Annotated in this window: 10 protein-coding genes; 6 read left to right on the top strand and 4 right to left on the bottom strand. The window is 45.3% G+C overall.

Features of this window, described 5'->3' with window-relative positions:
• Positions 1-48 precede the first annotated feature (48 nt).
• The 3 genes from STSP1_RS02015 (at position 49) to STSP1_RS02005 (ending at position 7,721) form a co-directional block, all read left to right on the top strand.
• Positions 49-2,781 (top strand): glycoside hydrolase family 31 protein, encoded by a 2,733-nt coding sequence (locus STSP1_RS02015; protein ID WP_161491561.1) that lies wholly within the window; start codon positions 49-51, stop codon positions 2,779-2,781.
• A gap of 32 nt (positions 2,782-2,813) precedes the next feature.
• Entirely contained in the window at positions 2,814-5,000 is a 2,187-nt protein-coding gene (locus tag STSP1_RS02010; protein ID WP_085754750.1) for a glycoside hydrolase family 43 protein, read from the top strand.
• Positions 5,001-5,105: 105 nt separating this feature from the next.
• Positions 5,106-7,721, top strand: a complete 2,616-nt coding sequence (locus STSP1_RS02005) for a beta-L-arabinofuranosidase domain-containing protein (protein ID WP_123806949.1) — start codon at positions 5,106-5,108, stop codon at positions 7,719-7,721.
• 80 nt (positions 7,722-7,801) lie between these two features.
• On the opposite strand, the gene STSP1_RS02000 is transcribed toward STSP1_RS02005, so the two are convergent.
• The 4 genes from STSP1_RS02000 to STSP1_RS01985 are packed head-to-tail and all read right to left on the bottom strand — an operon-like array spanning position 7,802 to position 11,936.
• A complete protein-coding gene (locus STSP1_RS02000; protein ID WP_085754748.1) occupies positions 7,802-9,187 on the bottom strand; it encodes a TRAP transporter large permease in 1,386 nt (461 codons plus the stop codon).
• Entirely contained in the window at positions 9,187-9,702 is a 516-nt protein-coding gene (locus STSP1_RS01995) for a TRAP transporter small permease (RefSeq protein WP_085754747.1), read from the bottom strand. The genes STSP1_RS02000 and STSP1_RS01995 overlap by 1 nt, the downstream gene beginning before the upstream one ends.
• The gene (locus tag STSP1_RS01990) at positions 9,699-10,709 is read right to left on the bottom strand and encodes a TRAP transporter substrate-binding protein (RefSeq protein ID WP_085754746.1); all 1,011 of its coding nucleotides are present in this window, start codon (positions 10,707-10,709) and stop codon (positions 9,699-9,701) included. The genes STSP1_RS01995 and STSP1_RS01990 overlap by 4 nt, the downstream gene beginning before the upstream one ends.
• A 21-nt stretch (positions 10,710-10,730) precedes the next feature.
• Positions 10,731-11,936 carry an ROK family transcriptional regulator gene (locus STSP1_RS01985; protein ID WP_085754745.1) on the bottom strand — a complete coding sequence of 402 codons (1,206 nt, stop codon included), beginning with the start codon at positions 11,934-11,936 and terminating at the stop codon, positions 10,731-10,733.
• Positions 11,937-12,053: 117 nt separating this feature from the next.
• On the opposite strand from STSP1_RS01985, the gene STSP1_RS01980 reads away from it, so the two are divergent.
• The 3 genes from STSP1_RS01980 to STSP1_RS01970 are packed head-to-tail and all read left to right on the top strand — an operon-like array spanning position 12,054 to position 15,264.
• Entirely contained in the window at positions 12,054-12,872 is an 819-nt protein-coding gene (locus tag STSP1_RS01980; RefSeq protein WP_085754744.1) for an SDR family oxidoreductase, read from the top strand.
• 45 nt (positions 12,873-12,917) lie between these two features.
• Positions 12,918-14,168 (top strand): nickel-dependent putative hexonate epimerase, encoded by a 1,251-nt coding sequence (locus STSP1_RS01975; RefSeq protein ID WP_085754743.1) that lies wholly within the window; start codon positions 12,918-12,920, stop codon positions 14,166-14,168.
• Positions 14,169-14,196: 28 nt separating this feature from the next.
• Positions 14,197-15,264, top strand: a complete 1,068-nt coding sequence (locus tag STSP1_RS01970; RefSeq protein WP_085754742.1) for a sugar kinase — start codon at positions 14,197-14,199, stop codon at positions 15,262-15,264.
• Positions 15,265-15,287 lie beyond the last annotated feature (23 nt).

Genomic DNA, 15,287 nt, shown 5'->3' with positions numbered 1-15,287 from the left:
GTTAGAATTATGATGTTTAGAAAAGAATTACCTAAAGCAATTTTTATTTTGTTAAGTTTTTTTGCTTCAATTTGTTTACCAGCAGAGGATACCAACGGTATCGAGAAAGATTCATCCGGCATTACAATCCACACGAATAAAGGTATTACAAAGCTGGAATTTTTTGATGATTGTGTTGTTCGTGTAATTCATTCCAACGCTATTAAAGAAACTTCCTTTGACAGTCTTGCAATTAAAGCTGAGCCAAAATTCGCTGATTGGCATCTCAATACTGAAGATGGGAAGTCAGTAGTACAAACCGAATCGCTTAAAATCACAGTAGATAAATCAACCGGCAGAGTAAGATTTTTTGACAATGCCGGCAATACCCTGCTTTCAGAAAAAAACAACGGTACCACCATAACTGATTTTTCAATTGGTTCTTATCAAACAAATCTTATCGAACAGAAATTTAATTTTGACCACAAAGAGGCTCTTTACGGGCTTGGCCAGCATCAGAATGGTGTAATGAATTATTCGGGGCATTCGATTGTTCTTCAGCAAAAGAACAAGGAGATTGCAGTGCCGGTGGTACTTTCCTCAAAAGGTTATATGATGATTTGGGATAATCCGGCAGTTACCAAAGTCAATTTTGGTGTAGGCTTGGAGGAAGTTATTCCCCAAAAAAAACTTCTCTCGCCAAAGGGTCGAAAAGTAGGACTGAAAGGGGAATATTTCAAAGGTAGAAATTTTGAAGAATTGGTTTTTAGCAGAATAGACTCAAAGATCGATTTTAACTGGTCTTCGAAACCTCCCAAAGGAATGAGCCGCAATAATTACAGCATTCGCTGGACAGGCTGGATTGAAGTTACGAAAGCTGGTGAATATTCAATTATTCCATCTGCAGATGATGGTGTTAGGCTATGGATTGATGGGAAAATGATTACAGACCAATGGCAGACTCAGCCCGAAACTCAATTTCCTGCAAATATACAGCTTGATAAAGGCAGGCACAGAATAAAAATGGAATATTTTCAAGGAGAGTTTGATGCTGCTGTCCGCCTTAGTTGGCAGGTGCCTCAGGAACCTGTAACCAGCTGGTCTTCAAAAGCTGGAGATGGAGTTGATTACTGCTTTATTTACGGCCCCCAGCCTGACAAATCTGTTAAGAAATACCGTAATCTTACAGGTCAGGCGCCTTTGTTTCCGAAATGGTCGTGGGGATTTTGGCAATGCAAGGAACGTTACAAATCTCAGCAGGAGCTTCTTGAAATTCTTGAGAAATACCGCGAGCTTGAAATACCTCTTGATGGAATTATACAGGATTGGCAGTACTGGCCGAATGGTCAATGGGGAAGCCATAAATTTGCTTCAGAGCGTTATCCAGATCCTGCTGCAATGGTCGAAAAGATTCATAATCTTAATGCCCATACTATAATATCTGTATGGCCTCGTTTCGATCTGGAAACAGAGAATTTAGCTGAGCTTGAGAAAGCAGGAGCTGTATATGCCCCTGTTTATGATAATGTTTATCCTGCGGGCAAGACAAAATGGTATGACCCATTCAATCCCAAAGGGCGTGAATTGTATTGGAATCAGATTTATGAGCAGCTCGGCAAAATTGGCTTTGACGGCTGGTGGCTTGATGCCTGTGAGGCAGAGCTTGGCGGCGATTGGGGAGAGATGAACAAACTGAATACAGCTCAAGGAATTGGGGCAGAGGTTTACAATGCTTATCCGCTGTTGCATACTTCGGGTGTTTACAAGGGGCAGCGAAACTCAATGCCTTCCAAGAGAGTTTATATTCTTGCAAGAGCAGCTTATACAGGACAGCAGCGTAATGGTGTTGTTGCCTGGTCCGGAGATGTGCAGGGGACATGGGATGTATTAAAAAAACAGATCCCTGCCGGCCTTAATTTTGCCGCAACTGGTATTCCATATTGGAATACAGATATAGGCGGCTTTTTTGGCGGAGACCCCAAAGACCCTGAGTATCAGCAGCTTTTTGTAAGATGGTTTCAATATGGGGCATTCTGCCCAATGTTTCGTGTCCATGGTACTGGCAATGGAAAAGAGGTCTGGAGATTCGATGAAGCTTCGCAGGAAATACTTGTAAGATACATCAATCTCAGATATCGCCTTCTGCCGTATATATATTCCGTTTCATGGAAGGTTACAAACAACGGATACACTATGATGCGACCGCTCATTATGGATTTCCCAAAGGACAGAAAGGTTTACGAAATATCAGATCAATATATGTTTGGCCCTTCAATTATGGTTTGCCCGGTAGTGAGCAAAGATGCCGAATCTCGAAATGTCTATCTTCCAGGTGAAGGTGAATGGTATAACTTCTGGACTGGGGAAAAGTATTCTGCGGGTCAGGCAATTGTTGCTGATGCTTCAATCAACAGGATCCCGCTTTTTGTTCGGCGAGGCTCGATTATTCCATTGGGACCGAAAATGCAGTATGTGGGACACAAACCCGCTTCCGAAATTGAGCTGCGTATATACGCAGGAGATGACACAAGCTTTACCCTCTATGAGGATCAGGGGGATAGTTATAACTATGAAAAGGGAGTATATTCTACCATTGATTTTTCTTGGCAGGACAATTCGGAGAAATTGATAATTGGCCGCAGAAAAGGCAGTTATCCCGGTATGCTTGAAAATAGAACTTTCAAAATAGTTCCTGTTAAGAAAGGTGCTGGGACAGGGATTTCTTTTCCGCAGCAGGATGCCTCAGAAGTACGCTACAGCGGAAGTACGAAAGAAATTGGCATCAAAAGTATGTTGAATTAAAATGAAACTTATATATCAAAAGGATTATCAGTATGAAAAAATTACGTAAAACAAGGCTCTTGTTTTTATTTCCTGTTTTTGCCTTAACACTGATTTTTGGCAATTGGCATACTTTGAGAGCTGCTTGCGAGAAGGAATTCTCCGGCTATTTATTCACATACTTCACCGGCAACGGCCCCGGTGAGGAACAGATTCATTTCGCACTGAGTCTTGACGGTTTCAATTACAAAGCTCTCAATAGCAGCAAACCAGTAATATCTTCGAGCAAGATCAGCTCAACCGGAGGCGTTCGAGACCCTCACATCCTTCGCGGGGCTGATGGAAAAACATTTTATATTGTTGCTACAGACCTGTATGTGCCCGATATGGGATGGAATAATTATGCAATGATTATGTTGAAATCGAAGGATCTGATTCATTGGGAGTCTTCAGTTGTGAATATCCCTGAAACCTTTCCCGAGAAATTCGGCGATGTAAACCGCGTATGGGCGCCGCAGACGATCTATGACGAAAATGCCGGCAAGTATATGGTGTATTTCTCAATGAAACAGGGCGATGAACCTGATGTTATATACTATGCTTATGCGGATAAGGATTTTGCCGGACTGGAATCTGCACCGAAACAGCTCTACTACCCGCCTGAAGACAGCAACACCAAAGCATGCATCGACGGGGATATAATCAAGAAGGACGGAAGGTTTTACCTCTTCTACAAAGCAGAAGATGGAGACCCGGGAATAAAGCTTGCAGTATCAAACAGGCTTACAGAAGGTTACAGGCTTTACAGCAGCAGGCGAATGGATCGTTCACGCCATCGAGTGGAGGGTTCAGGTATATTCAAACTTAACGATACCGACGAATGGATTCTGATGTACGATGTTTATACTCGGGGAAGGTACCAGTTTACGCGGTCTTCCGACCTGCTGAATTTTAAAGTTATCGATGATGAGATCTCCATGGATTTTCATCCAAGGCATGGAACGGTAATGCCGATTACCAGCGATGAGTATTTAAGGCTTGTAGAGCAGTGGGGCTCCTTGAAGCATCTTTCTTTTATTGCGGGCTCGAAATACGTAAAAACTAATAATGTTTCCTTTGACGTGGAAAATAAAGTAATCCATCTTCCGGTGAAAAATGAAACTGATCTTGAAAGCTTAGATCCTGAGTTCAGCGTTTGCTCATTTGCTTCAGTCTCGCCGGAAGGAGCTCAGGACTTTTCTGAAGGTGCGGTTGAATACACATTTGAATATGTTGGCACAAAGGAGAAATATCAGGTAAGAGCCTCCCGCTGGAATAATCCAGTGCTTAGCGGTTTATATGCAGACCCAGATATCATTTATTCAGAGAAAACCGGCAAATTCTATATTTACCCCACCAGCGACGGCTATACCGGATGGTCTGGAACATTTTTTAAGGCATTCTCTTCGGAGAATTTGGTGAACTGGAAGGATGAAGGGGTAATCCTTGATCTAAAGAAAGATGTGAGCTGGACAAGCCGCAACGCATGGGCGCCCTGCATAATCGAAAAGAAAATCGAAGGTAATTATAAATACTTCTACTATTTCACCGCTGCACAGAAGATTGGAGTCGCAGTTTCTGATGAACCTGCCGGCAGATTTGTTGATTCCGGAAAGCCTCTGATCAGCTCTCATCCTGAAGGTATAAACCGAGGACAGGAAATCGATCCTGATGTTTTCTGTGATCCTCAAACCGGCAAAGACTACCTTTTCTGGGGCAACGGTTATCTCGCCGGCGCAGAGCTGAGCGATGATATGCTTTCTATTAAACAAGACACACTCAAAATTATGACTCCTGACAGAACTTTCAGAGAAGGCGTGCATGTTTTCTGCCGCAAAGGCAAATATTATTTCCTGTGGTCTGAAAATGATACAAGAAGCGAGGATTACAGAGTTCGCTACGCTGTTGCCGAGTCCCCTCTTGGTGAGCTGAATATACCGGAAGACAATTTAATTTTATCGAAAGCTCCAGAAAAGGGTATATACGCTACCGGCCACAACTCCACGATCGCTGCTCCGAATATTGACCAGCGTTTCATCGTCTATCACCGGTTCACATATCCTAAGGGGATTGAGATGGGGCGTTCAGCAGGCTATAACAGAGAAGTGTGTATTGATAAGATGCAGTTTGATGAGTCCGGAAGAATCCTGCCTGTAGAGCCGACGCATGAAGGTATTTCCCCCTTGTCAGTTCAAAAGTAGAAATATGGGTTATTTCAGAAGGTTAGAATTATGAGAAACAAAAAATTGCTATTAGTTTCATCTGCCGCTGTCTTATTCATCTTGCTGTTGCAGAGCGAGGTAATTTTGGCACAAAAGAACAGCGCTAATCAGCGGAGCTATCTATATCCTGTTCCGTTTACAAAGGTGTCGTTTAATGATCACTTTTGGCTTCCCCGTTTGCAGACAAACCGCAAGGTTACCGTTCCTTATATTTTCGATAAACTCGAGGAGACCGGGCGGATTGATAACTTTGCAATTGCCGGCGGACTGAAGGACGGCGAACCTCGCTATCATTTTCCGTTCGATGATACAGACATATACAAGACGCTTGAAGGGGCGAGCTATTCGCTTATGGTCTCGCCTGACCCTGAGTTGGAGGAATATCTTGATGAGCTCATAGAGCTAATTGCAGCGGCTCAGGAAGATGACGGCTATCTCTACACGATGCGAACCAACGGCAGAGATAGATGGAGCGGAAATGAGAGGTGGGCAAATCTTTCAATGAGCCATGAGCTATACAATGCAGGGCATCTTTTTGAAGCTGCGATTGCTCATTATCAGGCGACAGGCAAGAAATCGCTCTTGAATGTGGCAATGAAATTTGCAGACCTTCTGGTGGATACCTTCCATGAGGGAGGCGTAGAAATCCCGCCCGGTCATGAGATTGCAGAATCTGGCCTTGCGAGGCTTTCAGAGGTAACCGGCAACGAGGAATATCTTGAGCTTGCCAGATATTTCGTTGATATAAGAGGCAAATCAACCGAAGACTACAGCCCTTGGGGCGAATACCATCAAGACCATAAGCCAGTTCTCCAGCAGGATGAGGCTGTAGGGCACGTTGTCCGGGCATTGTATCTCTATATCGGCATGGCAGATATAGCCGCACGAACGCCCGATTCTGCTTACAGCGCAAAGCTGATGGGTACACTGGTAAATATTTGGCACAGCATAGATGATACGAAAATGTATATCACCGGAGGACTTGGAGCAAAGCATGGAGGAGAATCATTCGGCAAGCCCTATGAACTTCCAAACGACGGATACTGCGAAACCTGCGCTCAGATTGCAAATGTAATGTGGAATCAGCGGATGTTTCTGCGCTACAGGCAAGCTAAGTACATAGATTCGCTGGAACGAAGCCTCTACAATTCACTCATCAGCGGGGTTTCGCTGAAAGGTGATACCTTCTTCTATCCCAATCCGCTTGTCTCCAGCGGCGGCTATTCACGCAGCGCTTGGTTTGAGTGCAACTGCTGTATAGGAAATATTGCACGTACAATCCCGTCGATTCCCGGTTATGTTTATGCTTGCAGCGATGATTCAGTTTGGGTTAATCTGTATATACAGGGCAGGAGTAAGTTTCAGCTCTCAGGCACTGAGGTCGAAATGGTTCAGAAGGGCGGATATCCTTGGAAAGGCAATATCTCGATAAATGTTTCGCCCGAAGAGCAAACTCGGTTCACAGTATATGTTCGCATACCGGGCTGGGCGCAGAATAATCCCGTTCCTGGAAATCTCTACCGCTATAAAGATAGCTTTGATAAAAAACCAGAGCTTCTCGTAAACGGCAAATCCGTGCCGCTTGAAGTAGATAAAGGCTATGTTGCTGTCACTCGAAAATGGGAGGCTGGCGATAAAATCAGGTTAACCCTGCCTATGAAAGTTAGGCGGGTTTTGCCGCACCCGAAAATCAAGGCGAACCGCGGTAGAATTGCACTCGAGCGCGGCCCAATAGTTTACTGCGCCGAATGGCCCGATTTCAAGAGCAAACGTATTACTCATCTGTATATTCCAGAAGATGCTGAGCTTAAGGGAGAATACCGTAAAAATATGCTTGGGCTGGACGGTATTACCAATAAAGGCAGCGTAATTACGGGGACTGTAAAGGGGCTTTTCGAAACTGAAAAATCAAAATCAGTTTCTAAATATGTTTCTTTCACTGCCATTCCTTACTACGCATGGGCTCACAGAGGTGAAGGGCAAATGGCTGTCTGGCTCCCAGCAGATAAGGAGCATGCAAATCCGATCCCTCAGCCTACCGTGAAAAAACTGCTCGGCCATTGGAAACTTGATGAAGATGCAGGCAAAATCGCATCAGATGCAAGCGGGGCTGGGAATGATGGAAGTCTTATCGGCAGCTTTTCTTTTCACAGCGACTCAGAAAACGGAGTTGCTGGCGGATCGATTAAGTTCGACGGCAAGGATGATTTTATTCAGCTTCCTGAAGGTTTTAATGATTTTGTAAAGGGCTGCACAGTGTCTGTGTGGGCATATCCCACTGCCGTAAAGAATTGGGCAAGGTTTGTGGATTTGGGCAGAGGCGAATCCTCTGATAATATCTTCCTTACCCGTGAGGCAAGTTCGGACAGTCTCATTTTCAATTCATTTTCAGGCGAAAGCTCCTCAGGTCTTCTTCGAGCAGAAAATGTGATAGAGCTTAATGAATGGCAGATGTTCACTGCTTCGGTTTCCTCCTCAGGCAAGGCAAAACTTTTTGTTAACGGAAAACTTGAAGCTGAAGGGGAAGCGGGGCTTTCAAATGTCAAACGCACCCGCAATTATATAGGAAAAAGCAACTGGCCGGCAGACGAAAACTTTGAAGGGCTTATCGACGAGGTTCGAATCTATAATTACGGCTTAAGTGATTCCCAAGTAAAACAGCTCTACGAAAACACTAAAAATGGCCAACAATTCAATTAGAAGCTGATAACTGAAAGTAAAAGGGTGCTTTATTTAAAAGCACCCTTAGATTTTAAGTCGCGTTAAAAAAAAGCAATCAGCTATTGCTCGCCGGATTCTTCGGCTTTCTTATTCGGCTCCATACCTAAAACGTTGCTGTTCCATTCTTGAACGGTTTTTTCTACAGCCTCCGCCTTGAGCTGTCCCGTTTTAACCGGCAGCCACAGCGAGACCTTTGGAACGTACGTAATCACCATCAGCGATACTGCCATTGCCCCGAAAAATGGAAGCATATAGCGGGTAACTTTTGCGATAGTGGTTTTTCCTGCCCCGCATCCAATAAACAGGCACGTCCCAACCGGCGGAGTGCAAAGCCCGATGCAAAGGTTGGCTATGAGCATTATTCCGAAGTGAATCTCGTGCATACCCATAGTTTTAACTACGGGCAGGAAAATCGGCGTAAATATAAGCACTGCGGGGGTCATATCCATAAAAGTTCCAACAAACAGGAGCAGCAGATTGATTGTAAAGAGAATCACAACTGGATTATCTGAAAGGCTTATCAGTCCGCTGCTTACAGACTGCGGTATGTTGGCCATTGTCATTATCCAGCTCATTCCCGAGCTTGCTCCTATTAAAAGCATTACCACAGCTGTTGTTATGCCTGTTTTTTTTAGTATTTCGGGAAGCTCATTCATCTTTATTTCCCGATAAACCATTACTGATAGTATGAACGCATAAAGCACTGCTACAGCCGCCGCTTCAGTGGCGGTGAATATGCCTTTGAGGATTCCGCCTATAACTACTATAACAAGCAGAAGGCTTAGGATTGCTCGCTTGAACGACAGCAGAGCCTCCACAAATGAAACCCTGTCTGCCGAGCTGTATTTGTGTTTGAAGGCGAAATAGCCGCATACAAGCATAATGAAAAGACCGGTGATGATGCCGGGAAGAATCCCCGCCATAAACATTGCTGCAATCGAAACGCTCCCCGCTGCAACTGAATACACAATCATTACATTGCTCGGAGGGATTAGGAGCCCCGTAGTAGCAGCGGTGGTAGTTACTGCTACGTTGAACTCTCGGTTGTAGCCTTTTTTGTTCATCTCGGGAATCATAAATCCGCCAACAGATGAAACTGCCGCAGCTGCAGACCCTGAAATAGATCCGAAGAGCATACAGGTCAGCGTATTAACGTAGGCAAGCCCTCCGGGGAACATACCAACAAGAGAGTTTGCAAAATCTATGAGTCTCCGTGCCATTCCGCCTCTGCCCATAAGCTGGCCGGAAAAGATAAAGAATGGAATCGCAAGAAGGGCAAAGCTGTTTACCCCCTCGGCCATTTTCGCCGCTATCATAACTGAAGGGTCGCTGCCCTGAGCTGCTATTGCCATAAAGGCTGCAACAGCGATAGAAACGGCTATAGGAACGTTAATTATAAGCAGGAGTACGAATCCCAGTACAAGAATCAGTGTTATCGATCCCATTAGTTTTCCTCCTTCTGCTGGTCTTTTTCAAGAAATGTTTCTGCAAGCTGCTCTGCTGTAAACAAGATCATAAATGCCCCGGCAATTGGTAGGGCAAGATATACGTGCCCCATCGTTATGCCTACAGCTGGAGTTAGGGCAGCAGTTGTCTGGTCCATATTCGCAGAAACTACCTGAGTACCGCCGATTATGAATACAGCTATAGCGAAAAAAAGGACTATGAACTGAGTGAAAACTTTAACCAGCTTCCTCGCCTCAGGTGCGAGTTTTCCAACGAAATAATCAACCCCGAGATGAGCATTTTCGCCAAATGCAAGGGCTCCGCCAAGAAGGGCAACCCAGACAAGCAGAAATCGAGCAAGCTCTTCTGTCCATTTTGCCTGCCCGCCAAGAACGAAACGGGTAAATACGCCCCACAATACGTCCAGAACAAGCACTGCCATCGCAATAATCAGACCGTATTCAAGCAGTCGGCAGAGCCAGTATCTTGTTTTTTTGAGTATCGCTATTTTCATGGTTTAATCTCTCGAATTTTCTCTACAAGATTTTTCATTTTCTGATCTTCCATCTCTTCGTAAAGAGGCTGAACTTTCTCAGCAAAGAGGCTCTGATCAACATCATGTATAGTTACACCGTTTTCTTTAGCTGTTTCAAGCGATTCCTTTGTTTCTTCTTGCCAAAGCTGTCTCTGGTATTCTCTGGATTCTCCGGCTGCCTGCACCAGCCATCCCTGCAGTCTGTTATCGAGGGTGTTCCATATCTTTGTGCTTATCAACAGCACATCTGGTATTCGCGTATGGGCGTCTTTTGAGAAATGCTTACAAACCTCGTAATGCTTGTTTGTAGTAAAGCTGGGCGGGTTGTTTTCTGCTCCGTCAACTGTTCCCTGTGCAAGAGCTGTATAGAGCTCGCCCCATGCAATTGGTGTTGGAGAAGCCCCGAGCGAGCTTACCATTTTCATTGCCATCTCGCTGTTCATAACTCTTATCTTCAAATTTTTCAAATCTTCAGGTGTCTTTATAGGCGTGTCTTTAGTGTAGAAATTTCGGCTGCCTGAATCGTAGTAGCAAAGCCCCTTCACACCTTTATTGTTGCCTTTTTCGAGCAGCTTCCTGCCAAGCTCGCTTTTAAGAACTGTCCAGAAATGCTCTTCAGATCTGAAAAGGTAGGGAAGGCCGAATACCTTCAGCTCAGGAACGAAATTCTCAAGAGAAGCAGCTGAGGTTTTGGTCATTGCAAGGTCTCCGCTGCGAAGCTGGGCAATACATTCCACCTCAGACCCGAGCACACTGCTGGGATAAATATCGATCGTTGCCTCTCCGCCGGAGAGCTCTTCTATACGCTCTTTCATAAACACCATTCCCTTATGTACCGGATGGTTTGTGTCGAGACAATGGCCGAGCTTCAGCACTGTCTTTTCAGACCTCCCGTCCATAGAGCGGACAAACAATGAAAATATGGCCGTCGCTGCGATAAGGCCGATAATTAAACCGCTTACGAAAAACGAAGATTCTTTCTTCACGATTACCCCACTTAATAAAAATTATATACTGAAATGTTTTTCTATAACAGCTTCCGATGCACCTTTCATCAGAGCCTCAAGGCCGGCTTTTGCCGGTATTATTTTGATATTTCTTGAAGTTTCGTCATATACATCTGTTTTGAAACGATTTAATATAGACTGCATAAAAAAGTCAGAGCAGGCATCATTAACGTATCCAGCGAGTATCAATACTTCAGGGTCGAACATATTTATTGCCATAGCCGCTGCCCAGCTAATTTTATCGGCTGCGTAATCTCGAAGTGATAAGGCGTATTGATCCTGTTCGCTGATAAGCTTTTTCCACTCCCTGACAATGTCTTCCGGTTCGTTTTCTTCGTTCAAAGCCTCCGAAAATCCGCTTTCGATACCAGAGGCAAGGTCTTTCATAATCTTCTCGGCAATCGCCGGTCCGGAAATGTGTGCTTCAAGGCAGCCACGCTGCCCGCAGCCGCAAAGAGGGCCCTTTCGATCTATTACTATATGCCCAATCTCACCGCAGCGGTTTGTTGCTCCGTTGATGAGATTTCCGTCGATTATGTTATTGAGCCCCACGCCGTCTGCAACATTGAAGTAAACAATATTCTTTCGGTTAAGAGATGGAGAAGCTTCCAGCTCTGCGAGAAGGCGGACCTTTGTTGTGTAAACATAAACAGGGCATTCGAAATACTCAGCAAGCATCGCCTTCAAAGGCACATTTTTCCAGCACATAGGTCCTGAAAGCTTAACAACACCTTCAGGCGAGATCGAACCGCTCAGAGCCAGCCCGATACCGAAAAGCTTGTCTATCTTCAATTCATGTTTGTTGAGAATGCCCTTTATGGTGATTTCCAGCAGCTTTACAACATTTTCTGCAGAACGGTCGGAAGCCAAAGGCAGCTTAACTCTGTCTCTTTGAGTGGAATCCAAATTGTATAAAGCTATTGAGATATGGTTTGGAGATATTTCTGCCCCTGCAACAAAACCGCCGTCTGGATTGATTGAGATCCACTTCGGCCTCGCACCTCTTTTTGTGCTTTCTCCGAGGGTTTCTTTGATCAGCCCTTTGTTTCTAAGCCTTCCCACAATGTAAGTAACAGTAGAGCTGCCCAGACCAGTTTTCTGGCAGATTTGAGCCTGAGAGAGCGTTGTTTGGTTGCGCAAAAGCTTGAGAACAAGCCTTTCATTCTTAAGGCCTGCGTTTTTTGAATCTATTGCAGTTACGTTCATACAAGTATATTAACTCAGTCAATGAGTTTTTCAAGAAATTATTCTTTGAACTTGTAATTTTTTTAGTTATAATAAAACTCAGAGCTTGAGTTAAAAGTAAAATATTGAGGTAGCTAAATGAAAAATATGTTTGACCTGACTGGAAAGAGGTATGTTATAACAGGCGGCGCAGGGGTTTTAGGCAGCAGGATGGCTAATGATCTGGCCGCTGGCGGGGCTAAAATCTGCATTGCTGATTACGATGAAGAAAAGGCACAGAAGGTTGCAGAAGAAATAAATGAGCAGGGTAATTCTGCCTCGGCTGTTAAATGTAACGTTCTTAATAAAGAACAAATCCAGCAGACGCTCGAAAAATCTGTAGAGATAATGGGCGGTGTTGATGGGCTTATTAACGGCGCAGGAGGGAACCGTAAAGACGCTACTGCCTCGGGAGATATGAGATTTTTTGATATACCCGAGGATGCGATGCATTTCGTGTTTGACTTGAACTTTTTCGGCACTTTCCTTCCCTCTCAGGTGTTCGGAGAGTATTTTGCAGATAAAAAGCAGGGCAGCATACTCAATGTCTCGAGTATGGCAGCTCTAACCCCGCTAACGAATATCTGCGGCTATGCAGCGGCCAAGGCCGCCGTAAGCAACTTTACTAAATGGCTTTCAGTTCATATGGCAAATAATTATTCCCCCGATATAAGGGTGAATGCCATTGCGCCGGGATTTTTCCTCACAGAGCAGAACCGCTTCCTGCTAACAGACGAGAAAACTGGCGAGCTTACCAACAGAGGAAAGACGATTATAGACCATACACCAATGGGTGAATTCGGGAAGCCTGAATACCTCAGCGGCACTGTATTCTGGCTTTTGAGCGATGCTTCAAGATTTGTAACGGGAACTGTAATCCCTATCGACGGGGGATTCAGTGCCTTCAGCGGCGTTTAATTAGGGTGGATATTCGGTTTTTTCCGTTTTAGAGGGGAATTGATTATGCTTTACTGCAGCTCAGGCAGCGAAAACGCAAAACTGTCCGGCCGAGATTTGCGATCAGCTCTATTTGAGGCTCTCGATATGCTTGGAGCCTGCAAAAGGGTTCTTGTTGTCCCGCCGGATAATACGAGATTCTATTCCCGTGCCGGCGAGCTTACCCGCTTTGCGTGGGAGTATTACGGAGATAAGCTTACTGATATTCTCCCCGCCCTTGGAACTCACAATCCCATGACAGAGACGGAAATCAAGCGGATGTTCGGAGATGTACCCTCTGATTTGTTCCGAGTGCATAATTGGCGGGAGGATATAACTGCTCTAGGCAGGGTGCCGTCGAGCTACATCAGCGAGGTTAGCGGAGGGAGGCTCAACTTCGACTGGCCTGCTCAGGTGAATAAGCTCATTTCAGAGGGCGATTTTGATCTTATCCTTTCGATAGGGCAAGTCGTCCCGCACGAGGTTATCGGCATGGCCAACTACAACAAGAACATCTTCGTTGGCACTGGCGGGGCTGAGGGCATCAACAAAAGCCATTATCTGGGAGCCGTTTACGGGATGGAGCAAATAATGGGAAGGGCGGATAATCCTGTTCGAAGCGTTCTGAATTATGCGAGCGAGAATTTTGCCCGCCATCTGCCCGTTGTTTACGCTCATACTGTTATTGAAGCCGGCGAAAACGAGAATATTACCCGCGGGCTGTTTATAGGCGATGATGCAGAATGTTTCCATAAGGCAGCTGAGCTGTCTGAGAAGGTAAATGTAACCCAGTTGGAAAGACCCTTAAAAAAAGCTGTTGTCCTGCTAGAGGCAGATGAGTACAAAAGCACATGGCTTGGAAACAAGGCTATTTACCGAACTCGTATGGCTATGGCAGATGGAGGCGAGCTGATTATTCTTGCCCCGGGTGTTAAGGAATTCGGCGAGGATAAACAGATTGACCATTTGATTCGCAAATACGGCTATACAGGAACGCCCGATGTTCTTGAGAATACAAAGAAAAACAGTGATTTGAGCGATAATCTAAGCGCTGCCGCTCACCTGATTCACGGTTCCTCAGAAGGGCGGTTCAATATTACCTACTGCCCGGGCGGATTAACGAGAGAGGAGATTGAATCGGTGAATTTCAGATATGCCGATTTGGATGAAATGATGGAAAAGTACAACCCTGATGAATTAAATGACGGGTTCAATAATATTGACGGCGAAGATATTTATTACATTTCAAATCCAGGGCTCGGGCTCTGGAAGAGTTAAGGCAATTTTAGAAGATGATTGGGGAAAAATGAATCATAAGAAAAAGTATTCAATCCTTGTTCCAACGAGTATGGGGCTTCGGCTTACGCCTGAAAACTCTCAACCCTTCCACTGCAGCGAAAACTTTAAGATGCAGGCGACAAGTGCTGAAACAAATGTAGCGAGCGTTTCCTCATATTTGGGAATGCCGGCCAAGGTGCTTACGGCTTTTGTGAAGGGCAGCCCTGTATCCCGTTTCATCAAAGATAATCTCAAAAGCCGCGGGATGGATTATGAAGGCCAGGAATTCGAGCAGGGCGGGCCATGGGGCTTTCGCCATCAGATAAATATGGCCGGCAGCGGCTGGGGTTCACGCGGGCCTCGGGTTCATAACGACAGAGCCGGCGAGGTTGGCAGAGAGCTCAGCAAGGAGCATTTCGATTTGGAAAGAATTTTTGCTGAAGAGGGGGCACAAATCGTCCACCTGTCCGGCTTGGTTGCTGCCTTATCTGAGAAAACCAGCCAGTTCTGCCTTGATGTTGTTCGAGCTGCCAAGAAAAACGGCTCGCTTATCTCGTTCGACCTTAACTACAGGGCAAGCTTCTGGTATGGCCGCGAAAAAGAGCTCAGCGAAGCTTTTGCTGAAATAGCTACAAACAGCGACATACTCATCGGCAACGAAGAAGATTTCCAGCTCTGCCTTGGCATTCAAGGCCCTAAATCCGGCGGAAAAGGGCTTGAGGAAAAAATCGATAACTTCAAAGAGATGATTGGCAGAATCCAGTCGGCTTACCCGAACGCAAAGTGGTTTGGAAACACGCTTCGTGAAGTGGTATCCGCAAACAACCATAAATGGGGTGCGATTCTTACAGACAGCAGCGACTGGGAAATCATAAGGCCGAGGGAAATCGGGGTTTTAGACCGTATCGGAGGCGGCGACGGATTCGTTGGCGGCCTGCTTTACGGAATCCTGCAGGGATGGGATGCAGCAAGCTGTGCTCGTTTCGGCTGGGCAAGCGGAGCCCTCGCTGCAACTATGCTCACAGACTACGCCCAGCCTGCAGATGAAAACCAGCTATGGAGCATCTGGGAAGGTAATGCCAGAGTTAAAAGATAACAGAATAATATAGGAGATTACAA

Origin of the sequence: Sedimentisphaera salicampi, assembly GCF_002117005.1 — a bacterium.
GTDB lineage: Bacteria > Planctomycetota > Phycisphaerae > Sedimentisphaerales > Sedimentisphaeraceae > Sedimentisphaera > Sedimentisphaera salicampi.
Note: the sequence above shows the minus strand (reverse complement) of the source record. Positions and strands in the feature narration are given on the sequence as shown.